This is a genomic window from Streptomyces sp. JLBT605 (assembly GCF_058215555.1).
Map to the genome: position 1 here is coordinate 2,193,179 of NZ_CM177087.1, position 23,352 is coordinate 2,216,530.

Here is a 23,352-nt window from a genome sequence, read left to right on the forward strand (position 1 = left end):
GCCCCCGGGTCTCCGGTTGGAAACCCCGTTCCGCATATGCCCGAGCGTACGCCCAACCTTTACGCAGCGGATACGACTTTTCACAAAGAGGTACGCATCCGGCCACCGGAGGGTGCGTCAGCTGGTTCTAGGCCGGGACGGAGGCCTTCTCGGCGTCGTCCCCGGACTTCTCCTCCGCCGCGGCGGACTGCTCCAGCTCGCGCTCCACCTCGACCAGCGAGGGGTTGCGCCAGGCGCTGCGCACGCCCCAGAAGTAGAACAGCAGGCCGATCCCGGAGACCACGAGGATGTCCCACGGCTCGGCGATGTGGCCCCGGCCGCCGTAGTCCTTGGCACCGGCCCAGGAGACGCCCGCCATCACCAGCAGGTAGGCGACCATCCAGACGCCCGCCATCAGGTGCGGCTTCAGCACGGCCCACGGCTTGCGCAGCTCGTACCAGGCCCAGATCGGCAGGCCGATGGCCATGATCAGGATGACCTTGCCGGTGAGCGGCCAGCGGGCCCAGTACATGACCAGCGAACCGAAGACCATCGCCAGCGGGGCGATCATCGGCATGGCCTTCAGCCGCACCGGGCGCGGCAGGTCCGGAGCGAGGCGGCGCATGGCCATCACGGCCACCGGTCCGGTGATGTAGGAGATCACCGTGGCGACACCGACGATCTCGGCCAGGGAGCCCCAGCCGCGGAAGACCGCGAGGAAGGCGAAGGCGACGACCAGGTTGAGCAGCAGCGCCGGGCGCGGCACACCGGTCTTCGGGTCGACCTTGCCGAAGACGCCGGGCAGGTGGCCGTTCTCCTGGACGCCGTGGATCATGCGCGAGGTGGTCGCGGCGTAGATCATGCCGGTGCCGGACGGCGAGATGAAGGCGTCCGCGTACAGCAGCATGGCCAGCCAGTTCAGGCCCCAGGCCATGGCCAGGTCGGCCAGCGGCGAGTTGAACTGCAGCGCGTTCCAGCCGTCGCCCATGTCCTCGGCCGGGACGGCCATCAGGAAGGCGACCTGCAGGGCGATGTAGATCACCAGCGCGATGAGGATCGAGCTGATGACGGCCTTGGGCAGCGACTTGCCGGGGTTGCGGGCCTCGGCGGCCATGTTCAGCGGCGACTGGAAGCCGTTGAACGCCCAGACGATGCCGGAGACCGCGACGGCGCTGAAGACCGCGCTCCAGCCGTTCGGGGTGAAGCCGCCACCGTGGTCGATGTTGCCCGTGTCGAAGTGGGCCAGCATCAGCGCGCCCGCCGTCAGCACCGGCACGACCACCTTGAAGACGGTGATCGCGGTGTTGGTCTTGGCGAACAGCGTGATGGCGAACCAGTTCAGGAAGAAGTAGAAGAGCAGCAGCACGGAGGCGAGCGCCACACCGGTGCCGGACAGCTCCTTACCGTCGTAGAGGTCCTTGCACCACTGCCACTTCCAGCTGCTCATGTACTGGATCGAGGCGGTGGCCTCACCCGGGATCACCGAGACGATGGCGATCCAGTTGGCCCAGGCGGCGAGGTAGCCGGCCAGCGAGCCATGCGAGTACTGGCCGTACCGGACCATGCCGCCGGCCTTGGGGAACATCGAGCCCAGCTCGGTGTAGGTCAGGGCGATGGTCAGCGCGACCACGGCGCCGATGACCCAGGACAGGATCGCGGCGGGGCCGGCCAGCGCGGCGGCACGCGCGGCGCCGAAGAGCCAGCCGGATCCGATGATCGACCCGAGGCCCACGGCTGTGAGGGCCACCGTGCCGAGTGACCGTCGGTAATTCGAGTGGGAACCCTGCTCGGTGCTCAAGTCCCTACACTCCCTTCGCCTTACGCCCCCCGCGACTGGACACAAACCGCGCCATCGTACGAGCGAATGGAGAGTGCGAGTTCCGATTATCGGTCCTGAACTGGGGTTCTGTGAGGTTTCCAACACTTCTCGGCCGCTGTCCGGTGCCGATATCCGGACAGCGGCCGCGAAGACCCCACAGGCGCCTCAGGTGGTCGATCAGCCCCCACGATAGGAGCGGTACATGACAAAGACTGCGGCGACCCATTGCCGCGTCATTACGGGACCCGGGGCCGCGTTAACCCAAGGTCACCGGAGCACTCGCCGGACCGGCAGGCGGTTCACCTGACCGGCAGCCGGTAGGAGACGCGGTAGCGGTCGGCGAGCGTGACCACGTCCGCGGTCTCGACCGGGCGGCCGCCCGCGTAGAAGGTGCGCGAGACCACCAGCACGTAGTGCCCCGGCACCCCGCCGAGCGCCAGCGTCTCCTCGGCCAGCCCCGGCCGGGCGCCGACCTCCTCGGCGACGTTGTCCACGACCAGGCCGATGGCCGCCATCCGCTCCACCACGCCGCGGCCGGCCAGCGGCCCCTCCTCGGGCAGCAGCACCGGCGTCCGCCCGGTGACGGCGAGCGGCTCCCAGGAGGTGGACAGCCAGGTCACCTCGCCGGCCGCCCGGAAGACGTACCGGGTCCGCATGACCTCCTCGCCCGGCCTGATTCCCAGCCGCTCGGCGATCGGCGCCTCGGCCGGCTGCCGCTCGCTGCTCGATTCCCAGCCGCCGCGTACCTGTTCGTCGGCCTGCTCCTGGCGGAAGGGGGTGGAGCCCCCGGGGCCGCGGAAGCCGCTGCGCACCAGGACGCGCACGTCGGGCTGCTCGCGCACGTAGGTACCGGAGCCGGACCGGCCCTCGACCAGCCCCTCGGCCATCAGCACCTTGCGGGCCTCCAGCGCGACCGTGTCGGAGACGCCGTACACCTCGCGGATCCGGGCCTGGGAGGGAAGGCGGGTGTGCGGCGGCAGCTCGCCCGTCACGATCTTCTTCCGGAGGTCGTCGGCGACGCGTAGATATGCCGGCTGGTCACCGAAGGCCACATCTGCTCCCAGTGGTTGACAGTCGGCAACAGCTTGGCAACCGTGGGTTGTCGATCGCAACCAAGGGCCAAAGCTTCACCAGATGTGGTGAAGCACAGCTCACAGAGGTTTATTTCGGATGAGACGCGGATGAGATGTGAAACTTGCGTATGGCATTCGACAACGGCGGTCCGTCCCAGTTGAATTGATGTCCGGCGATCACCTGTCCGATTCGAATCCCAGGCCGGCCTGAGCCTGACCCTTACCTAGGAGCGTCCGCCCGTGCCCCGTCGTTCCCCTTTGCGGGCCCTGTGCGGCGCCCTGCTCATCGTCGCCTGTGCGGCCTGTTCCGGCGGTGACGGGTCCTCCGACGGGACGAAGGCCGGCAGACCGGGCGCGGCAGGGGTCGGCGATCCGCTCTTCCCCAAACTGGGCAACGGCGGGTACGACGTCACCCACTACGGCCTCACCCTCGACTACAAGCCCGACGACGGCCGTCTCAAGGCGACCGCCGAGATCACCGCCCGCGCCACCGGCGCGCTCAGCTCCTTCAACCTCGACCTCGACGGACTCCACGTCCGCGAGGCCACCGTGGACGGCTTGGAGGCCAAGGTCTCCCGGCACGGCACCGAGCTGACCATCACCCCCAAGTCGCCGCTGACCAAGGGCCGGATCTTCAAGACCGCCATCCGCTACGACGGCAAGCCGAAGACCATCCACGACCCCGACGGGTCGATAGAAGGCTGGATCCAGACCGACGACGGGGCCGTCGGCCTCGGCGAGCCCACCGGATCGATGGCCTGGTTCCCCGGCAACCACCACCCCTCCGACAAGGCCGCCTACGACATCAGCATCACGCTGCCCGACGACGGCAAGACCGCGGTGGCCAACGGCGAGCTGGAGAGCCAGGAGGACTCCGGCGACCGCAAGACCTTCAAGTGGCGCACGACCGAGCCGATGGCCAGCTATCTGGCGACCGTCGCCATCGGCGACTTCCAGGTCACCGACACCACCACGGACGGCGGGATCCCCGAGTACGACGCCGTCGACTACGACGAGCTGGACGACAGCGCCGATGTGACGGCCCAGGTCAGCGACATCGTCGGCTGGGAGAGCAAGGTCTTCGGGGCGTACCCCTTCGCGTCCACCGGGGTCATCGTCGACCACAAGCCGAGCCTGGGCTACGCCCTGGAGACCCAGACCCGGCCCTACTTCGACTCGGCGCCCGACGAAGAGTTCCTGGTGCACGAGTTCGCCCACCAGTGGTTCGGCAACTCCCTCACCCCGCGCTCCTGGAAGGACGTCTGGCTCAACGAGGGCTTCGCCACCTACGCCGAGTGGATGTGGGAGGAGCACAAGGGCGGGCGCACCGCCGACGAGACCTTCCACGACCTCTACACCGGCAAGGACGAGGACGACGAGGGGATCTGGGAGTTCGCGCCCGGCGACCCGCCCAGCGCCGAACAGGTGCTGGACGCGCCGGTCTACGGGCGCGGGGCCATGGTGCTGCACAAGATCCGCAAGGCGGTCGGCGACGACACCTTCTTCGACATCGTGCGCACCTGGGTCAAGACCCACCGGCACGGCACCGTGGACACCAAGCAGTTCATCGAGCTGTGCGAGCGCAAGGCCGACAAGGACCTCGGCCCGCTCTTCGACACCTGGCTGTACGGCAAGGAGAAGCCGGCCAAGCCGTGACGGCCGTGCCCGCCGACGGCCGCCGAAGGGTTGCGGCCGTCACACCCCCTCGTAGGCGGTGAGCAGCAGGGCCACGTCGTCCGGCCGGTCCAGGGTGCGCCGCGCCACCTGGAGGACGGTGTCCGCCATGCCCTCCAGCGAATCGGGCGGCGTGCGGGCCAGGCAGTCGCACAGCGCGCGCACCCCCGTCTCGATGTCCTGGCCCGGCTGCTCGACCAGGCCGTCGGTGTACAGCGCCAGCACGCCGCCGCGCGGCAGCTCCACCGGCGTCACCGGGTAGTCGCTCTCCGGTTCGACGCCCAGGATCAGGCCGCCGGCCAGCTCCAGCGTCTCGGTCCGCCCGTCGGGGTGGCGGAGTACCGGCGGGAGGTGTCCGGCCCGCACGCCCAGGCCCCGGCCCGTGCTCGGGTCGAGCTCCAGGTAACAGCAGGTCGCGTAGACGCCGGCGTCCAGGAAGGTGAGCAGCCGGTTGGTGCGGCTGACCACCTCCTCGGGGCCGGAGGCCTTGGGGGCGAGGGCGTTCACCGCGCTGCGCAGCTGGCCCATCACCGCGGCCGCAGCCACGCTGTGGCCCTCCACATCGCCGATGACCAGGGCGATACCTCCGGAGGTCTCGATGACGTCGTACCAGTCGCCGCCGATGTCCATCCCCTGCGTGCCGGGCAGATAGCGCCCGGCGGTGCGCAGCCCCGGCACCGGGGGCAGCCGGCGCGGCAGCAGCGCGTCCTGGAGCCCTCGGGCGAGGGTGAACTTCGCGTCGTACAGCCGGGCCCGCTCCAGTGCCTGGGCCACCAGCCCGCCGAGCGCGGTCAGCGCGGCCCGCTCGTCGGTGGTGAAGTCGTGGGGGGCGTCGTAGCCGAGGATGCAGGAGCCGATGGGGTGGCCGGAGGCGATGAGCGGCAGGAAGGCCCAGGACCGCATCCGGTCCATGGCGATCCCCGGGTAGGCGGCGGCCAGGTGGTCGGGCGACTCGAAGAAGATCGGCACGCCTGAGGTGAGCGCCTCGACGCCGGGCAGGTGCGCGTTGAGGCCGACACCCTCGAAGCGGTCCAGGAAGCCCTCTGGGTAGCCGGACTCCCAGGCCAGGTGCATCCGCTGCTCGTCGACGAGGTACAGGGCGAGCTCCTGGCCGCCGAAGAGCGGCAGCAGCTGGTCGGCGACGGCCCGGCAGACCTCCTGCACCGAGACCGCCTCGGTGAGCACGCTCGCCATGTGCACCACGCGGTACAGCGCCCCCGGCCGGGTCGCCGCCACCGGCGCCGCCACCTGGGCGACGGGGCTCGGCTGGACCGCCGCCGAGCCGTTCCAGGCCCCGTCCCGCGGCGGCGGCTCGCTGGGGAAGACCCGGCCGGTCAGCCCGTGCACGTCGGGGTGGAGCACGAAGCCCAGCCACTGGCCGACGGGATGGCGCACCACGAAGGAGGTGGCCTGCTGGGACAGCATCGCCGCCCGGTACCGGTCCTCGTACGCCGGGTCGGAGAGCCACGTCATCACCTGCCACGGGTAGCGGCCCAGCAGGTCCTCCCGAGCGCAGCGCAGCAGTTGCTCGCAGCGGCGGTTGGCGTAGGTGACCCGGCCGTCCGGGTCGAGCGAGAAGAGCCCGTCGGGCAGCCGCTCGGCCGCCTCGGCGGCGGTGGTTCCGGACACCGCGTCCACCACGACCCCGACCAGCCGCCGCTCGGCGGTCCCGGTGGACGACCCGTCCGGGGCCTGCTGTACGGACCGGGCCCACAGCTCGACCGGCCGGTACCGCACGTCCTCCTCCGCCATCCCTGGCCACCCGAGCCCCGCAGCCGCCGCGTGAGCCGCCCCCGCCACCGCCATCCCGGCCCCGGGCCCGTCTTCTCCGTCCACCGGTCCCGCGCCGGCCGGCCCGGTATCCACCGAGCCCGCCCCGGCCGCCACCCGACCCTCATCCACCGAACCCGCACCCACCGACCCCCCGGGTTCCGGCCGCTGCGCCCGCGCCCAACCCGGGGCCTGCCCCTTCGACCGCCAACCCGGGGCCGTGCCTTCCCTCCCCCGCGCCGCCGCGAGCGGCCCGGTGTCCGCGACCCGGAACATCCGGCCGCGGACCCACCCCTCCTCCTCCGCGTCATGCTCGCCCGCTCGCAGCTCGTGCAGATCCTCCGGGGCGACCCGTGCCTCCAGGTCCGCGATGGTGCCGCCGAAGGTCTCCGGGTCCGTGCCGAGCACCGCGCACGCCTCGTCGTCCGCGATGAACTCACCGGTGTCGAGGTGCCAGTCGATCAGCCCCACCCGCACCCCGGGCACCTCGCCGGGCAGCCGGACGCTGACCGGCTCGCCGTCGTACTCCACCGGCTGCTCCGGCGCGAACGACCGCCCCAGTGACCTGCCCAGCTCCGCCGCGGCGGCCCGGGTACCCACGGCGCCGTCGCCCGCCGCGGCCTCCACCGCCGTCGACCAGAGCACGATGAGCACGCCCACGACCTCGCCGTCGAGCAGGACCGGCTGGTAATCGGAGGCGAAGCGGTACGGCAGCCCGGCCGCCAGCTGCGGATAGCGGCGCATGGTCTCGCCCTCGTCCGCCAGGTGGATCGGGGTACCGGTCCGGTACACCTCCGCGGCGGGCAGCGCGCCGCTGACCGGGATCCGCCACCACATCCTGACCACCGAGCGCGGCACCCCGGTGACCATGGCCAGTACCAGCGAGCGGCGGTCCCGCGACCGCAGATAGACCGCGCCGCCGTAGCCGCCCGACCTCTGCACCGCCTCGATCAGATGCGGCGCCAGGACGTCGTCGAGCCCGGCCGGGCGCCGGCCACCGGGGTCCTCGCCCCCGGCCCACGGCACCCCGCTGGGCCCCGGTGCTGACTCACGCATCTCGCGCCCTCCCGGTACGGACGCATACGGATCCCCGTAACCAGGATGTGCCAACCCCGATTGATCGGCGCGCCGGAGCACCCCGCTACCGGGCCCGCGGCAACCCTCGCGCCGACCCGAGGACCGTCCTCCGCACGCCACACCGACAGGCGGTCGACCGCCCCGGGACGTAGCGTGATGCGAAGGGGAAGGGGACGAGGGAAGGGGAACGGACGAGGAGGTTTTCGATGGCCGTGCTGAGGGAGACCGAGTACGCCGGCGTGACCGCCCACCAGTACGACATCCTCAACCAGCGCGTGGGCACCCATGCGGGCCGGACCATCCCCGGCCTGATCAGCCATTTCGCCCTGATCACGGACGACGGGCTGCGGGTGTTGGACCTCTGGGAGTCCGAGCAGGCGATGGAGGCGTTCCTGCCCACCCTGCGCCCGGCCTTCGAATCCGCCGGCTTCCCCGCCCCCGCCTCCCCGCCTCGCCTCACCCCGGTGCACAACGTCTTCCTGCGGCCCTGACCGGATCACCATCCGGGGCTGCGCACACACGAGGGGCCGGGCTCGATCGAGCCCGGCCCCTTCGCGGATGTCGCGTGCGTCAGACGTTGAAGCGGAACTCCACCACATCGCCGTCCTGCATCACGTACTCCTTGCCCTCCATGCGGGCCTTGCCTGCGGCGCGGGCGTCGGCTACGGAGCCGGTCTCGACCAGGTCGTCGAAGGAGATGACCTCGGCCTTGATGAAGCCCTTCTGGAAGTCGGTGTGGATCACACCGGCGGCCTCGGGGGCGGTGGCGCCCTTCTTGATGGTCCAGGCGCGGGATTCCTTCGGGCCTGCGGTGAGGTAGGTCTGCAGGCCCAGGGTGTCGAAGCCGACGCGGGCGAGGGTGGCCAGGCCGGGCTCGTCCTGGCCGACGGACTGGAGGAGCTCCAGGGCCTCCTCGTCGTCCAGCTCGGCGAGGTCGGCCTCCAGCTTGGCGTTGAGGAAGATCGCCTCGGCCGGGGCGACCAGGGCCCGCTGCTCGTCCTTGAAGGCGTCGTCGGTCAGCTCGTCCTCGTCGACGTTGAAGACGTAGAGGAAGGGCTTGGTGGTGAGCAGGTGGAGGTCGTGCAGGATGGCGGCCTGCTCGGTGCCCTGGACGATGCCGGCGGAGAAGAGGGTGCGGCCCTCCTCCAGGATGGCCTTGACCTCCTCGACGGCCTTGACCTTCGGCGCCACGTCCTTCTTGATGCGCGCTTCCTTGGACAGGCGCGGCAGGACCTTCTCGATGGTCTGCAGGTCGGCGAGGATCAGCTCGGTGTTGATCGTCTCGATGTCGTCCTTGGGCGACACCTTGCCGTCGACGTGGACGACGTTCTCATCCTTGAAGGCCCGGATGACCTGGCAGATCGCGTCGGACTCGCGGATGTTCGCCAGGAACTTGTTGCCCAGGCCCTCGCCCTCGCTCGCGCCGCGCACGATGCCCGCGATGTCGACGAAGTCGACGGTGGCCGGCAGCTTGCGCTGCGAGCCGAAGATCTCGGCGAGCTTGTCCAGGCGCGCGTCGGGGACACCGACGACGCCGACGTTGGGCTCGATGGTGGCGAACGGGTAGTTGGCCGCCAGCACGTCGTTCTTGGTCAGGGCGTTGAACAGGGTCGACTTGCCGACATTCGGCAGGCCGACGATTCCGATCGTGAGCGACACGTGGCGACTTCCCGTAGCGAGAACTGGAATGACTGGAATGAGAGGACCGGCCCGCATGGGGCCGGTCCCCCAGTCTACGGGGCGGGTGCGGCCGGGCGACGCGACGGCGACGGGGGCCGGTTCTCCGGGGCCCGTGGGGTCCGGTTCTCCGGGGCCCGGAGAGCGGCCACCGGCGCGTTCCGCGGCAGTGGCGCGCGTGCGCCCGTCCGACGATCCTTCGAACTCACTGCCAAGGTGGCTCAAACAGCGTGTCCATCACCCGAATAGTCATCCCGCGCCACCTACGTTGGTGGGGTGGAGCAGCATCACAGCACGCACAGCCCCCACCGCGCCCCGGCTCCGGCCCGTGCCGCGGCCCCGTCGCCGCGCCCCGCGACGGACGACGCCCGGCCCCGGGGCGGTGCCGGAGGCGGGCGGGCGGCGGACTACCGGGCGCGGGCCCAGGCACGCGTCCAGGCGGGCGTCCGGGCGCGCGTCCGGGCGGGCGGCGAGGCACGCGGCCAAGCGCGGGCGGGGGCTCAGCGGCAGGGGCCTGGTGCCGCCGCGCCGCTGGTGACCGCGGTGCGGCGGCTGCCCAGTCCGCGGCTGACGGGCTTCGGAGCGGGACTGCTCGCCTCGCTCGCCATGGTCACGGTGGGCTGCCTGGACGCGCTGCTGCTCTCCGGCTCCCCCGGGGTGTACGGCGTGCTGTACGTGCTGACCTGCGCGGCCTGCGGGGTGTGGGTGCGGCCCGCGGAGCTGGCGATGGCCCCGGTGGGGACGCCGATCGCCTTCCTGCTGGGCCTCATGCCGATCAACGACGGCGGGGGCGGCCTCGGCGGCCAGGCGGTGGGCGTGTTCACCTCGCTCTCGCTGCACGCGGGCTGGCTCTACGCCGGGACGCTGGTGACCGGGCTGATCGTGCTGGTGCGCCGGGCCGCGCTGGTCAACCGGCGACGGCAGCGTCTCGGCCGTGAGCAGCCGCGGCAGCCATCGCGGCCCCCACGATCCCCGCGTTGTTCTGCAGCTCAGCCGGGACGATCTCGGCCCTGACGCCCTCGATCAGCGGCAGGAACTTCGCCGCCTTGCGGCTCACCCCGCCGCCGATGACGAACAGCTCCGGTGAGAAGAGCATCTCCACGTGCGCGAGATACTTCCCCACCCGGTGCGCCCACTGCGGCCAGCTGAGGTCATGGTCGTCCCGGGCCTTGCTGGAGGCGCGCTTCTCCGCCTCGTGGCCGTCCAGCTCCAGATGGCCCAGCTCGGTGTTGGGCACCAGCTGGCCGCCGTGGAAGACGGCGCTGCCGATCCCGGTGCCGAGGGTGAGCAGGATGACGGTGCCGGTGCGGCCGCGCCCCGCGCCGAAGGTCATCTCGGCGATGCCGGCCGCGTCGGCGTCGTTGAGCACGGTGACCGGTGAGCCGAGGCGTTCGCCGAGCAGCCCGGCGGCGTCCACACCGATCCAGCCCTTGTCGACGTTGGCCGCGGTACGGGTGGTGCCGTCGGTGACCACGCCGGGGAAGGTGACGCCGACGGGACGGCCCGGTCGGCCGAAGTGGTCGATGACCTCGCGCACCCGGTCCGCGACGGCGTCCGGGGTGGCCGGGTGCGGGGTGAGGATCTTGTGGCGCTCCTCGGCCGGCCGGCCCGTCCGCAGGTCCACCGGGGCGCCCTTGATGCCCGAGCCGCCGATGTCCACGCCGAGTACGTCCATAGGGGACAGGCTAGAGGCGGACGCGGCCGCGCACCCTTCGTTCACGGCACCCGGCCGGGTCTGGGGGCGCGGCAACCGGCCGCGCCAGGTCGCGGTCCGGCCTGCGAGGGGGGCACCCGGCCAGCCCGGGGCGGCCGCGCCGGGTCGCGGCCCGGCCTGCGAGGGAGGCACCCGGCCAGCCCGGGTGCGGCAGCAAGCCGCCCGAGTGCGGCATGCGGCCCGCCCCGGTCACGGCAGTGGGCCGATCCGGGAGCCCGGCGGCAGGCCGACCCGGGCTCAGCGGCAAGCCGGCGCCGGGCGCGGCACCCGGCCAGGCCGGGCACGGCAGTGGGTCGATCCGGCGCCCGGCGGCAGGCCGACCCAGGGCTCAGCGGCGAGCCGGCCCGGGCCCGGCGGGACGCCGGCTCGATCGGGGCCAGGGCAGGACCCTGATGGCGGCAAGGGCAGGCCCGATGGCGGCAGGCGGCGGTCAGTCCTCCAGGGCGGCCCGGGCCTCCGCGCGCAGGTCGCGGCGGAGTTCCTTCGGCAGCGAGAAGGTGATGCTCTCCTTGGCGGCCGTGACGACCTCGACGTCCTCGAAGCCGCGCTGGGCCAGCCACTCCAGGACGCCCTCGACCAGGACCTCGGGGACCGACGCGCCCGAGGTGACGCCGACCGTCGACACGCCGTCCAGCCAGTTCTCGTCGATCTCCTCGGCGAAGTCCACGAGGTACGCGGCCCGCGCGCCGGCGAGCTTGGCCACCTCGACCAGGCGCTTGGAGTTGGAGGAGTTCCGCGAGCCGACGACGATGACGAGGTCCGCCTCGGCGCCCATCTGCTTGACGGCCAGCTGGCGGTTCTGGGTGGCGTAGCAGATGTCGTCGCTGGGCGGCGAGACGAGCAGCGGGAACTTCTCCTTCAGCGCGTCGACCGTCTCCATCGTCTCGTCCACCGAGAGCGTGGTCTGGGAGAGCCAGACGACCTTCGACGGATCGCGGACCTCGACCTTCTGCACGTCTCCGGGGCCGTCGACCAGCTGGATGTGGTCCGGCGCCTCGCCCGAGGTGCCGATGACCTCCTCGTGGCCCTCGTGGCCGATCAGGAGGATGTCGAAGTCATCGTTGGCGTACCGGATGGCTTCCTTGTGGACCTTGGTGACCAGCGGGCAGGTCGCGTCGATGGTGGCGAGCTTGCCCGCCGCGGCCTCCTCGTGGACGACCGGCGCGACACCGTGCGCGGAGAACATCACGATCGACCCCTCGGGGACCTCCGCGGTCTGCTCGACGAAGATCGCGCCCTTCTTCTCCAGGGTCTGCACGACGTACTTGTTGTGGACGATCTCATGCCGGACGTAGATCGGCGCACCGTACTGCTCCAGCGCCTTCTCCACCGCGATCACGGCACGGTCCACACCCGCGCAGTAGCCGCGGGGGGCGGCGAGCAGGACCCTGCGGCGGTCCGTGTGCGGGGCGTTTCCGGACGACGGGCTGGGCGTAGCAGTCATGGAGTCATCGTAAGGCCGGGGTTGAGCCGTGGCGCAGGCGGCAAAGCTCGGACAGGTGTCCCAGACTGGGACGGATCGCCCGTGAGGAGGCACGATGTCCGGTCCGTACGGCGACGGGGACGGTGCGGGCGGCGAGGGTGCGGGCCGGGGCGGGCACGGCACCGGCGGGGACGGCAAGGGAAGCGACGGAGCGGGCCGCGGTGGCGACGGCGGGGGCCGCGGTGGCCACCGCACGGGCGGCACCGGCGCGGGCCGCGGTGGGTACGGCACCGGCGGCGACGGCGTGCTGCGGCGCACCCTCACCTTCCGCGACCTGGTCGTCTACGGACTCCTCTTCATCGCCCCGATGGCACCGGTCGGTGTGTTCGGCACCCTGGACGCGAAGTCGCGCGGCGCGGTCGCCCTGGTCTACGTGGTGGCGACCGCCGCGATGGCCTTCACCGCCTTCTCGTACGCGCAGATGGTGCGGGTGGCCCCGCGGGCCGGGTCGGTGTTCACCTACGCCCGGCTGGGGCTCGGCGAGACCGCGGGCTTCGTCGCGGGCTGGATGGCGATGCTCGACTATCTGCTGATCCCGGCGGTGGCGTACCTCTTCTCCGGGATCGCGATGGAGGCCCTGGTGCCGGACGTCGACCGGTGGGTGTGGACCTCGATCGCCGTGGTGGTGACCACCGGGCTCAATCTGTGTGGGGTGCGGGCCGCGGCGCTGGTCGGCTTCCTGGTGCTGGTGATGGAGATCGCGGTGCTGGTGGTCTTCGTCTCGGCGGCGATGGTCGAGCTGGCGGCGAGCGGGGCCCGGCGCGACTGGTGGTCGCCGTTCAGCGCGCAGGGCGACTTCTCCACGGCGGCGGTGCTCAGCGCCGTCTCGGTCGCGGTGCTGTCCTTCCTGGGCTTCGACGCGATCGCCTCCTTCGCGGAGGAGGCGGCGGAGTCCGCCGGGATGGTGGCGCGGGCGGTGGGGACCTGCCTGGTGGTGGCGGGGGTGCTGTTCGTCGCGCAGGCGTACCTGGCCTCGGTGCTGTCGCCGAACTCGGCGGCCGAGCTGGCCGCCGACCCGTCGCGGCAGGGCTCGGCCTTCTACGACGCGGTGGACTCCGCGGTCGGCGGCTGGCTGCACGACCTGGTCGCGGTGAGCAAGGCGATCGGGGCGGCGTTCGCGGCGCTGGCCGCGCAGGCGGCGGCCGGCCGGCTGCTGTTCGCGATGGGCCGGGAACGCCGGCTGCCGCGCCTGATGGCGCGGGTGGACCGGCGCAGCGGGGTGCCGGGCCGGGCGCTGCTGCTGTCGGCGGTGGTGACGATGGCCGCGGCGGTCTGGGCGGCCCGGCGGGACGACGGCCTGGACCGGCTGGTCTCGGTGGTGGACATCGGCGCGCTGTCCGCGTTCACGCTGCTGCACGCGTCGGTGATCGGCTGGTTCTGGATGCGCGGGCGGTCGGAGTCGCCGCGCGTCGTGCGGCACGTCGTCATCCCGCTGCTGGGCATGGGGATCACCGTGGCGGTCATCGTCAAGGCATCGGGCACGGCCCAGCTGATCGGTGCGATCTGGTGCGCGGTGGGCCTGGCCGTGCTCGGCCTGGAGCGCCGGCGCCCCCGCCGGGCCGCCACGGCGGGCCGCTCGCGCTGAGCCGGGGCCACGGGTACGGGCCGGGCCGCTCGCGGTGAGCCGGGGCACGGGCCGGGCCGCTCGCGCTGAGCCGGGGCACGGATACGGGCCGGGCCGCCGCCCGGGGCGGCTTCCGTACGGGCCAGGGCCGCCAGGGAGCGCGTCCGCGCGAGCCGGGTCGCCCGGGGGCGGCGCCCGACCTGCGAGTCCCATGGCCGCGCCCGTACGGACCACCTGCCCCACCGGGCTCGCGTGCGGCAGGGAAGCGGCGCCTCCTACCGGCAGCAAGAGGCGGCAGGCGCAAGAGCCCGGGCTGTCGGAGGCAGCCGCTAGTCTCGCGGCATGGCTCTCCACACCTCGGCGGACACCCCGATCCCGGTCGGTGAGGTGTCCCGGCTGATCGGCGGCTGGATCGACCGGCTCGGGGCGGTCTGGGTCGAGGGGCAGATCACCCAGCTGTCCCGGCGGCCCGGCGCGGGCGTGGTCTTCCTGACGCTCCGCGACCCCAGCTACGACATCTCGCTCTCGGTGACCTGCTTCCGGTCGGTCTACGACCGGGTGGCGGACGTCGTCTCCGAGGGCGCCCGGGTCGTGGTGCAGGCGAAGCCCGAGTGGTACGCGCCGCGCGGCCAGCTGTCGCTGCGGGCCGCCGAGATCCGCCCGGTCGGGGTCGGCGAGCTGCTGGCCCGGCTGGAGCAGCTGAAGCGGACGCTGGCCGGCGAGGGGCTGTTCGCCGCGGACCGCAAGAAGCCGCTGCCGTTCCTGCCGCAACTGATCGGGCTGGTCTGCGGGCGCGCCTCGGCCGCCGAGCGGGACGTCCTGGAGAACGCGCGGCTGCGCTGGCCGGCCGTCCGCTTCGAGGTGCGCAACGTCCCGGTGCAGGGCGTGCACGCGGTGCCGCAGGTGGTGGCGGCCGTGCGGGAGCTGGACGCGCGGCCGGACGTGGACGTGATCGTGGTGGCGCGCGGCGGCGGCAGCGTCGAGGACCTGCTGCCGTTCTCCGACGAGCAGCTGGTCCGCACCGTGGCCGCGTGCCGCACCCCGGTGGTCTCCGCGATCGGCCACGAGCCGGACTCCCCGCTGCTCGACCTGGTCGCGGACCTGCGCGCCTCCACCCCGACGGACGCGGCCAAGAAGATCGTGCCGGACGTCGGCGAGGAGCTGTCGCGGATCCAGCAGCTGCGGGAGCGGGCGCTGCGGGCGGTCACCGGCTTCCTGGACCGCGAGGAGCACGGGCTGTCGGCGGCGCTCGCCCGGCCGTGCATACAGCGCCCGCACCGCATGGTGGACGAGCGCGAGGAGCAGGTCGACGCGCTGCTGGAGCGCGGCCGCCGCACCCTGGGGCATCTGCTGGACCGGGCGGACTCGGAGCTGACGCACACCCTGGCCCGGGTGGTGGCGCTGTCGCCGGCCGCGACACTGCGCCGCGGGTATGCCGTCCTCCAGCATCCGGACGGCTCGGTCGTCCGCTCGCCCGGCGAGGTGGCGGCCGAGGAGGAGCTGCGGGCCCGGGTCGCGGAGGGCGAGTTCAGGGTCCGGGTCGCTGTCAGCGACCCCGCATAAGGTGTGGCACATGGCGACTACGGACAGGACGGACCGGGACGGAATGACCGCGGAGTCCATGACCAGGGAATCCGTGACCACGGAGTCCACGCTCGGCTACGAGCAGGCGCGGGACGAGCTGGTCGAGGTGGTCCGCCGGCTGGAGGCGGGCGGCACCACGCTGGAGGAGTCGCTGGCGCTGTGGGAGCGCGGCGAGGAGCTGGCCCGGGTGTGCCGCCGCTGGCTGGACGGTGCGCGGGCGCGGCTGGACGCTGCGCTGGCCGGGCAGCATCCCGATGCGGGCGGCACGGAGGGCGAGGGCGCCGGGGGCGAGGGCACCGGGCAGCCCGGCGGGCCGGACGAGGGCTGATCGGCTGAGGCGGCGCCCGAGCCGAGCGCCCGGGCGGGGCCTGCTCTTCCCCTGGGCCGCGGCCCAGGGCTGAGCGGGCGGTCGAAAACACGCGCTGGGTGTGATTCGGAGCACCACGCTCCGTTTTTAGTTGAAAGTTAATACATGGGCCGTACAGTGGATTCTGCCAGCGCACAGCAAGCAGAAGGTTCCCCATGACTCTCGCCCCCGACACCGCGACGACGACCCTCGCCCTCGACCCGGCCGCGCAGGACCTGCTCTTCCGCGAGGCGCACACCGCCAACGCGTTCACCGACGAGCCGGTGAGCGACGAGCAGGTGCAGGCCATCTACGACCTGGTGAAGTACGCCCCGACCGCGTTCAACCAGTCCCCGCTGCGCATCGTCCTGGTCCGCTCCGCCGAGGCGCGTGAGCGCCTGCTGCCGCACATGGCCGAGGGCAACCGCGCCAAGACCGGCACCGCCCCGCTGGTCGCGATCCTCGCCGCGGACAACGAGTTCCACCACGAGCTGCCGACGCTCTTCCCGCACTTCCCGCAGGCCAAGGACGTCTTCTTCGCCGAGCGCGGCGCCCGCGAGCAGGCCGCCGGTCTCAACGCCGCGCTGCAGGCCGCGTACTTCATCGTCGGCATCCGCGCCGCCGGACTGGCCGCGGGCCCGATGACCGGCTTCGACGCCGCGGGCGTGCAGCGGGAGTTCCTGGACGCCGACCACGCCCCGCTGATGATCGTCAACATCGGCAAGCCGGGCGAGGACGCCTCGCGCCCGCGCTCCCCGCGCCTGGCCTACGACCAGGTCGTCACCACCGTCTGATTCCCCCGAGGGTCATTCCCTTCGGCTTCCCCCGAAGGTCATCCCTTCGGCCGCCGCGCCGGCGGCCACCCCCTGATCGGTCCCGTCCCCCGCGGGACCACACCGGCCCCGTCCCCCGCGGGGCCACCGGTCCCGCCCCGCGGGACCGGACCATCGGTCCCGCCCTCCCCCGGCGGGACCGTCCGGGTCCCCACCCCCGGGGGACCCATGGCCGTCGCGCTCAGCCCTTCCGGGTCTGCAGCGCGGCGGCCATCTTCGTGAGGTGGTCGAACGAGGCGGTGCCGGTGACCACCGTGGTCACGCCGTCCTCCTTGAGTACCAGCGCGTCGTACTGCCGGCCGGTGTACCGGGTCCAGGTGCGGCCCGCGATCTCCTGGGTGCGCTTGGTCTCGCGCGCCCGCTGCGTCACCCGTTCGATGTACGGCACCGGGCGGGCGTCGCTCTGCTCGACCGCGACGTACTCCCGGTCGTCGTCGTGGAAGCCCAGGTGCCAGGCCGCGCCGTCCTTGCCCATCGGCTCGTACGAGACCGAGGTCGCCCGCCAGCCCTTGGGCAGCTCGGCCGCCACCGGGGCCGCCACCGGGTACGGCGCGGCACGGCGAGCCGTGTTCAGCTCGACGCTGTAGTCGACCGTCCTGATCGGGTCGTGGTCCTCGTTGTGCGGAACGAAGATGTAGATGACGCCGGCGACCAAAGTGATCACCGCCATCGACTGCAGCATGTTCCGTACCGTCTGCTTGCCTCGCGATCCTGCCACCCGTCCATGGTCCCCCATGGCCCCGGCGATCTCGACGAGGGTCCCTCTCCCCGCCTCCGGCCGGGGACTCCCGGCCCGGCCACCGGGCGGGGACGTCAGGATTCCGCTGGGAATCGACCATCCGGGCCGCTCATGCGTAGGGCCCTCTGCTCACATTCACAATCAGCAGATACTGTGCTTATCCCGGGGCCAGCTCCGTCGGCCCCCGCTTCACCACCCTCACTTCCGGCCGTCGCCGTACAGAAAGGTGCGCTCCGATGACCGAGCATCATCTGCCCGCCCCGCTCGAAGTCAGCCCCGAGGCTCCCGACCGCAACCTGGCCCTGGAGCTCGTCCGCGTCACCGAGGCGGGTGCCATGGCCTCCGGGCGCTGGGTCGGCCGCGGGGACAAGAACGGCGCCGACGGTGCCGCCGTCAAGGCCATGCGCGCCCTGATCCACACCGTCTCGATGAACGGTGTCGTGGTGATCGGCGAGGGCGAGAAGGACAACGCCCCGATGCTCTACAACGGCGAGCGCGTCGGTGACGGCACCGGCCCGGAGTGCGACGTCGCGGTGGACCCGGTGGACGGCACCACGCTCACCGCCAAGGGCATGGCCAACGCGGTCTCCGTGATGGCCGTCGCCGAGCGCGGCTCGATGTTCGACCCGTCCGCGGTCTTCTACATGGACAAGCTCGTCACCGGCCCCGAGGCCGCGGAGTTCGTCGACATCACCGCCCCGGTCGACGTCAACATCCGCCGGGTCGCCAAGGCGAAGGGCGCCCAGCCCGAGGACGTCACCGTGGTCATCCTCGACCGGCCCCGCCACGAGGGCATCGTCAAGGAGATCCGGGAGACCGGCGCCCGGATCAAGTTCATCTCCGACGGCGACGTGGCCGGCGCGATCATGGCCGCCCGCGAGGGCACCGGCGTGGACCTGCTGATGGGCATCGGCGGCACGCCGGAGGGCATCATCGCGGCCTGCGCCATAAAGTGCCTCGGCGGCACCATCCAGGCGAAGCTGTGGCCCAAGGACGACGAGGAGCGGCAGCGCGCCATCGACGCCGGCCACGACATGGACCGGGTGCTGCAGACCGACGACCTGGTCCGCGGCGACAACGTCTTCTTCGTCGCCACCGGCATCACCGACGGCGACCTGCTGCGCGGCGTGCGCTACCGGGCGGAGACCGCCACCACCCAGTCGCTGGTCATGCGGTCGAAGTCGGGCACCATCCGGCAGATCGACTCCACCCACCGGCTGTCCAAGCTGCGCGCGTACGCCTCGGTGGACTTCGACCGCGCCCGCTAGCGGACACCACCCCCGGCCAGGCCACCAGCCGGAGCCTGCCGCGTCCGTGGCAGCGGGCCGGGCCCCACACTCGTGGGGCCCGGCCCGCTCCGCTGTTTGATCAGGGCGCGCGGCGGCGACTCACCCGGGGCTCCACCGCGAGGGCTCCCCCGCGGCGGCCTCCGCGAGGGCTCAGCCCGCGGCGGCGACCCGCACCGCACGCTGCAATTCCGCGTCCCGGCGCCGGCGGCGGGCCAGGACGACGCGGCGCTCGGCCGCGGTCAGCCCGCCCCACACTCCGTACGGCTCGGGCTGCAGCAGAGCGTGCTCCCGGCATTCGACCATCACCGGGCAGCGGGCACACACCCGCTTCGCGGCCTCTTCCCGCGACAGCCGGGCGGCCGTGGGCTCCTTGGACGGCGCGAAGAACAGCCCAGCCTCGTCCCGACGGCACACCGCCTCCGAATGCCAGGGGCCGGCCTGGTCCCGAGCGGGGATGCGCTGCGGGGGCAATGCGGCGTCCTGCAGGGGCTGATGCGGTTGCAGCACGGTCTACTCCTGACGACGGCTCCGGTGGTCACCCTTGCCCGCCTCCCGGCCCTACGGCCGCAGTGCACCCCCATCAAGCCGTACGAGAGACGATGCACCAAGCCTTACCCGCTGTGCGCGCTCTTATGCACACCGTGCGCTCTCGCGCCACCGCACACCACCGGCGGTCAAGGGTGGGTCAGCCCGCGCGCAGGTTCCGAAGCCGCTTCCCGCGCACCGGCTTGGCCTCCACCCCGCCGAAGATCGCGAACCCGCTGACCACGATCACCGGCGCCTGCGGGTCGGGGGCGTCATAGGCCGCCACGTCGAAACCGCCGAAGACCCCGGTGCCCGAGCCGCGCAGCGAGACGTTCTCCGGGACCTTGATCTCCACGCCGCCGAAGATCGCCGAGGCGTTGACGACGATCTCCTGCCGCTCGAAGATCGCCTCGGTCAGGTCGATCTCGACGCCGCCGAACACCGCGAAGGCGTTGGTCCGGCGCCCGACCCGCCAGCGGCCCTTGCGCACCGCGCCGCCGAAGACCGCGACGAGGTTCTCCGAGGCGGGCGCGGCACCGGTGCGCGTCGGCCCCGGGCCGTCGTATCCGGTGGCGGGCTGGCCGCCGCCGTGGCCGTACGCGGGGACCTCGCGCCCGAAGACGGCGCCGCGGCCGGCCGTGGGCAGATCCCGGACGAGGTGTTCCAGTTCGCCCCGGGTGCGAGCACGGGAGGACGCGTCGAGCCGCTCGGCGTGCTCATCGGCGTCGAGACGCCCCTCGGTGAGCGCTTTACGCAGAATGTCCGCAATGCGGCCTCGATCCGCGTCCGAGGCACGGATGGGGTCACGGTCGGATTCACGGCTGGAGTCACGGTCGGATTCACGGATGTCCGTCTCCGAAGCGCGGATCCCCGCCCCCGCCGAAGCCCCCGTCGAAGCCCCCGGCGTGGGCTCGCTCTTGGGTCCGGGCACCGCCCGCTGCTCGTCCACGTGATCAGCGTAGCGAAACGCGCCAGAGGCGGGAGAGGACCAAACTGAGTCTTACCTCACCCACGCGCCGCCCGACCCAGGTTCTACGCTGGTGGGCGCTGCCGATGTCGCCAGCCACAGTCGTCTGCCGAGTGAGGAACACCGCTCATGTCTGCCGCCTCCCGCCCTGCCCAGCCCGGGTTCGCCTACACGGATCTGCTGCCCCTGGGTGAGGACACCACCCCGTACCGTCTGGTGACCGCCGAGGGCGTGAGCACCTTCGAGGCGGACGGCCGCACCTTCCTCAAGGTCGAGCCGGAGGCGCTGCGGAAGCTGGCGGCCGAGGCGATCCACGACATCCAGCACTACCTGCGGCCCGCGCACCTCGCCCAGCTGCGCAAGATCATCGACGACCCCGAGGCATCCGCCAACGACAAGTTCGTCGCCCTGGATCTGCTGAAGAACGCGAACATCGCGGCCGCCGGCGTGCTGCCGATGTGCCAGGACACCGGCACCGCGATCGTCATGGGCAAGCGCGGGCAGAACGTGCTCACTTCGGGCGGCGACGAGGAAGCCCTCTCCCGCGGCATCTTCGACGCGTACACCGAGCTCAATCTGCGCTACTCGCAGATGGCCCCGCTGACCATGTGGGACGAGAAGAACACCGGCTCGAACCTGCCCGCGCAGATCGAGCTGTACGCGACCGACGGCGGCGCCTACAAGTTCCTCTTCATGGCCAAGGGCGGCGGCTCGGCCAACAAGTCCTTCCTCTACCAGGAGACCAAGGCCGTCCTCAACGAGGCGTCCATGATGAAGTTCCTGGAGGAGAAGATCCGCTCGCTGGGCACCGCGGCCTGCCCGCCGTACCACCTGGCGATCGTGGTCGGCGGCACCTCGGCGGAGTACGCGCTGAAGACCGCCAAGTACGCCTCCGCGCACTACCTGGACGAGCTGCCGGAGGAGGGTTCCCCGCTCGGCCACGGCTTCCGCGACCGTGAGCTGGAGGAGAAGGTCTTCGAGCTGACCCAGAAGATCGGCATCGGCGCGCAGTTCGGCGGCAAGTACTTCTGCCACGACGTGCGCGTGGTCCGCCTGCCCCGCCACGGCGCGTCCTGCCCGGTCGCGATCGCCGTCTCCTGCTCGGCCGACCGCCAGGCCGTCGCGAAGATCACCGCCGAGGGCGTCTTCCTGGAGCAGCTGGAGACCGACCCGGCGCGCTTCCTCCCCGACACCACCGACGAGGAGCTGACCAAGGGCGCGGGCCCGGACCTGGACGCGATCTCCATCGACCTCAACCAGCCGATGGACGACATCCTGGCCGAGCTGACCAAGCACCCGGTCAAGACCCGCCTCTCCCTCACCGGCACCCTGGTCGTGGCCCGCGACATCGCGCACGCCAAGATCAAGGAGCGGCTGGACGCGGGCGAGGGCATGCCGCAGTACCTCAAGGACCACCCGGTCTACTACGCGGGCCCGGCGAAGACCCCAGAGGGCTACGCCTCCGGCTCCTTCGGCCCGACCACCGCCGGCCGGATGGACTCCTACGTCGAGCAGTTCCAGGCCGCCGGCGGCTCCAAGATCATGCTGGCCAAGGGCAACCGCTCCAAGCAGGTCACGGACGCCTGCGCCACGCACGGCGGCTTCTACCTCGGCTCCATCGGCGGCCCCGCCGCCCGCCTCGCCCAGGACTGCATCAAGAAGGTCGAGGTCCTGGAGTACGAGGAGCTGGGCATGGAGGCGGTCTGGAAGATCGAGGTGGAGGACTTCCCGGCGTTCATCGTCGTCGACGACAAGGGCAACGACTTCTTCACCGACCCGGGCCCGTCCCAGCCCTTCGTCACCAGCATCCCGGTCCGCCAGGGCTGACCGCGGAGCGGCCCCGCCACCGGGCGGGGCCCCGCTCCCGGTGGGACCGCTCCAGGGCCGTTCCCGGTGGGGCCGCTCCCGGTGGGGCCACCGCCTCGAACCGGCGCGTCAGGGGATGCCGTCGGTCGGCGTGCGCGGACGTGCGTCAGGGCATGCGCGGGGGAGGCATGAGCACCCAGTTCCGCGGCTTCCGGTTCTTCCAGCGGGCGTGGAATGTCATGGCTGACGCCATCTCGCTGTCCATGGCTTTCCCGTCCATGGCACCCCATGCGGCGATCATCCGCTGTGCGAGGGCGACGTCCACCTTTCCCCGGTGCTCCGCGAAGAGCCGATCCCAGCGCGGGCGGCGCGTGCCGTTTTCGTCGAAGCCGGTGAAACAGCCGCTTTCCTTCTCCTCGTATTCGTGATTCCCGAGCCCGAGAGCGAAGCGGGCTATCTTCCTGGTTCCGGCCTCACCGAGCAGCCAGGTTCTGGCATATCCGCCACTGTTGTCCTTGACCATCGCCTGGTGCCAGTCCCGCATGGTGGAGCCGTACTGCGCGGCCCGCCGGGAGCGCTGGAACTCCGGGTCCCTTGCCGGCTCGTGGCCGGGGAACTCGCCGATCGTCGTCTCGGTGATCATGAGGCCCGCGTCCGTGAGGACCCAGTCCATGGTGCCGATGAGGCAGCCGGGCGCGCCCTGCGTCAGCATGCGGTGCCCGGTGGTGGGCCGGATGTCGAGGATGACGTTGCGGGCGTCGCCCATGGGGTGACGGTCCCAGGAGCCGTGCGCCATGACGACGCTGCCGTCGGCGCTGACGTCTCCGGTGCAGACGAAGGCGGAGCGGCGGTGCGGTCGGCCCTTCGGCGGGGCGGGGCTGTCGGGGTGGCGGGGCGTCCACTGGTTTCCCAGGAGTTCGACGTAGCCGTTCCAGGCTATGAGCAGATCCCGGGTCACCTCTATACCGCGCTCCGCGGCGCCCGCCAAGATGCCCCGGATTTCCTCCTCGTACTCCTCGTCGAGTCGCCCGAAGGTATGTGATGCCTGCCCGGCGAAAGGGGCGAGGCTTTCACCGGTGTGCGGGCGGGAGGTGAAGTCGCCCGCGTCCAGTGCGTACTTCAGCTCCGGGGCCAGCAGAAAACCATGCTGCCGGCCCCTTTCGAACGGCTCGCCGGTCAGCGTGACGTATATCCACCCGGCGTGGTCCACTCGGCGTCCGGCGCCGCTCTCGATGTATGTATGCATGCCCCTCCCGGATTCTTTCGGAATCCTGATCGCCCCAGCATGGCGGCCGGGGAGAGTACGTCACCAGGTCGCCAATCGGCCAAGCGGTACGCGTGCGGGAAAACGTCCGGGCAGAGGGCATTCACTCACGCTCTCGCATCACACCCCGTCACGCCCATCACGTCCGTCACGCAGGTCCCGCTCGTCA

At 72.0% G+C, this 23,352-nt stretch carries 19 protein-coding genes; 9 read left to right on the plus strand and 10 right to left on the minus strand.

The window, feature by feature from the left end:
• Positions 1-127: 127 nt before the first annotated feature.
• Both AC4BDD_RS09830 and AC4BDD_RS09835 read right to left on the minus strand, forming a co-directional pair.
• A complete protein-coding gene (locus AC4BDD_RS09830) occupies positions 128-1,777 on the minus strand; it encodes an APC family permease (RefSeq protein WP_490690608.1) in 1,650 nt (549 codons plus the stop codon).
• A gap of 320 nt (positions 1,778-2,097) precedes the next feature.
• Complete coding sequence (locus tag AC4BDD_RS09835) at positions 2,098-2,850, minus strand: GntR family transcriptional regulator (protein WP_490690609.1); 753 nt, start codon at positions 2,848-2,850, stop codon at positions 2,098-2,100.
• Positions 2,851-3,111: 261 nt separating this feature from the next.
• On the opposite strand from AC4BDD_RS09835, the gene AC4BDD_RS09840 reads away from it, so the two are divergent.
• On the plus strand, positions 3,112-4,527 hold the full coding sequence (locus AC4BDD_RS09840) for a M1 family metallopeptidase (protein WP_490690610.1): 1,416 nt from the start codon (positions 3,112-3,114) through the stop codon (positions 4,525-4,527).
• 39 nt (positions 4,528-4,566) lie between these two features.
• Here AC4BDD_RS09840 and AC4BDD_RS09845 read toward each other — a convergent pair whose 3' ends face one another.
• The gene (locus tag AC4BDD_RS09845; protein WP_490690611.1) at positions 4,567-7,371 is read right to left on the minus strand and encodes a SpoIIE family protein phosphatase; all 2,805 of its coding nucleotides are present in this window, start codon (positions 7,369-7,371) and stop codon (positions 4,567-4,569) included.
• A gap of 227 nt (positions 7,372-7,598) precedes the next feature.
• Between AC4BDD_RS09845 and AC4BDD_RS09850 the strand changes: the two genes are divergently transcribed.
• Positions 7,599-7,883, plus strand: a complete 285-nt coding sequence (locus tag AC4BDD_RS09850) for a hypothetical protein (protein ID WP_490690612.1) — start codon at positions 7,599-7,601, stop codon at positions 7,881-7,883.
• Between the two features lie 79 nt (positions 7,884-7,962).
• Here the strand turns inward: AC4BDD_RS09850 and ychF are convergent, their stop codons facing one another.
• Positions 7,963-9,051 (minus strand): redox-regulated ATPase YchF, encoded by a 1,089-nt coding sequence (ychF, locus tag AC4BDD_RS09855; protein ID WP_490690613.1) that lies wholly within the window; start codon positions 9,049-9,051, stop codon positions 7,963-7,965.
• A gap of 294 nt (positions 9,052-9,345) precedes the next feature.
• Between ychF and AC4BDD_RS09860 the strand changes: the two genes are divergently transcribed.
• Positions 9,346-10,083 carry a DUF6542 domain-containing protein gene (locus tag AC4BDD_RS09860; RefSeq protein ID WP_490690614.1) on the plus strand — a complete coding sequence of 246 codons (738 nt, stop codon included), beginning with the start codon at positions 9,346-9,348 and terminating at the stop codon, positions 10,081-10,083.
• Here the strand turns inward: AC4BDD_RS09860 and ppgK are convergent.
• A complete protein-coding gene (ppgK, locus tag AC4BDD_RS09865; protein WP_490690615.1) occupies positions 9,977-10,744 on the minus strand; it encodes a polyphosphate--glucose phosphotransferase in 768 nt (255 codons plus the stop codon). The two genes, AC4BDD_RS09860 and ppgK, sit on opposite strands and share 107 nt — an antisense overlap.
• A 469-nt stretch (positions 10,745-11,213) precedes the next feature.
• Positions 11,214-12,227: a 4-hydroxy-3-methylbut-2-enyl diphosphate reductase gene (locus tag AC4BDD_RS09870; RefSeq protein ID WP_490690616.1), complete on the minus strand. Its 1,014-nt coding sequence runs from the start codon at positions 12,225-12,227 to the stop codon at positions 11,214-11,216.
• Between the two features lie 94 nt (positions 12,228-12,321).
• Between AC4BDD_RS09870 and AC4BDD_RS09875 the strand changes: the two genes are divergently transcribed.
• The 4 genes from AC4BDD_RS09875 to AC4BDD_RS09890 all read left to right on the plus strand — a co-directional run bounded on the left by AC4BDD_RS09875 (position 12,322) and on the right by AC4BDD_RS09890 (position 16,554).
• Complete coding sequence (locus tag AC4BDD_RS09875; RefSeq protein ID WP_490690617.1) at positions 12,322-13,851, plus strand: APC family permease; 1,530 nt, start codon at positions 12,322-12,324, stop codon at positions 13,849-13,851.
• 321 nt (positions 13,852-14,172) lie between these two features.
• On the plus strand, positions 14,173-15,393 hold the full coding sequence (xseA, locus tag AC4BDD_RS09880; protein ID WP_490690618.1) for an exodeoxyribonuclease VII large subunit: 1,221 nt from the start codon (positions 14,173-14,175) through the stop codon (positions 15,391-15,393).
• A gap of 58 nt (positions 15,394-15,451) precedes the next feature.
• Positions 15,452-15,742 carry an exodeoxyribonuclease VII small subunit gene (locus AC4BDD_RS09885; protein ID WP_490691722.1) on the plus strand — a complete coding sequence of 97 codons (291 nt, stop codon included), beginning with the start codon at positions 15,452-15,454 and terminating at the stop codon, positions 15,740-15,742.
• Positions 15,743-15,936: 194 nt separating this feature from the next.
• Entirely contained in the window at positions 15,937-16,554 is a 618-nt protein-coding gene (locus AC4BDD_RS09890; RefSeq protein ID WP_490690619.1) for a malonic semialdehyde reductase, read from the plus strand.
• A 220-nt stretch (positions 16,555-16,774) separates the two neighbouring features.
• Here AC4BDD_RS09890 and AC4BDD_RS09895 read toward each other — a convergent pair whose 3' ends face one another.
• On the minus strand, positions 16,775-17,311 hold the full coding sequence (locus AC4BDD_RS09895; RefSeq protein WP_490690620.1) for a DUF4245 domain-containing protein: 537 nt from the start codon (positions 17,309-17,311) through the stop codon (positions 16,775-16,777).
• A 257-nt stretch (positions 17,312-17,568) separates the two neighbouring features.
• Between AC4BDD_RS09895 and glpX the strand changes: the two genes are divergently transcribed.
• Positions 17,569-18,600: a class II fructose-bisphosphatase gene (glpX, locus tag AC4BDD_RS09900; RefSeq protein WP_490690621.1), complete on the plus strand. Its 1,032-nt coding sequence runs from the start codon at positions 17,569-17,571 to the stop codon at positions 18,598-18,600.
• Positions 18,601-18,771: 171 nt separating this feature from the next.
• On the opposite strand, the gene AC4BDD_RS09905 is transcribed toward glpX, so the two are convergent.
• Entirely contained in the window at positions 18,772-19,128 is a 357-nt protein-coding gene (locus tag AC4BDD_RS09905) for a WhiB family transcriptional regulator (protein WP_490690622.1), read from the minus strand.
• Positions 19,129-19,306: 178 nt separating this feature from the next.
• Positions 19,307-19,993: a DUF1707 SHOCT-like domain-containing protein gene (locus AC4BDD_RS09910; RefSeq protein WP_490691723.1), complete on the minus strand. Its 687-nt coding sequence runs from the start codon at positions 19,991-19,993 to the stop codon at positions 19,307-19,309.
• A gap of 249 nt (positions 19,994-20,242) precedes the next feature.
• Here AC4BDD_RS09910 and AC4BDD_RS09915 point away from each other — a divergent pair, with 249 nt between their 5' ends.
• Entirely contained in the window at positions 20,243-21,940 is a 1,698-nt protein-coding gene (locus AC4BDD_RS09915) for a fumarate hydratase (RefSeq protein WP_490690623.1), read from the plus strand.
• A 145-nt stretch (positions 21,941-22,085) separates the two neighbouring features.
• Here AC4BDD_RS09915 and AC4BDD_RS09920 read toward each other — a convergent pair whose 3' ends face one another.
• Positions 22,086-23,165 (minus strand): C45 family peptidase, encoded by a 1,080-nt coding sequence (locus AC4BDD_RS09920; RefSeq protein ID WP_490690624.1) that lies wholly within the window; start codon positions 23,163-23,165, stop codon positions 22,086-22,088.
• Positions 23,166-23,352: the final 187 nt, after the last annotated feature.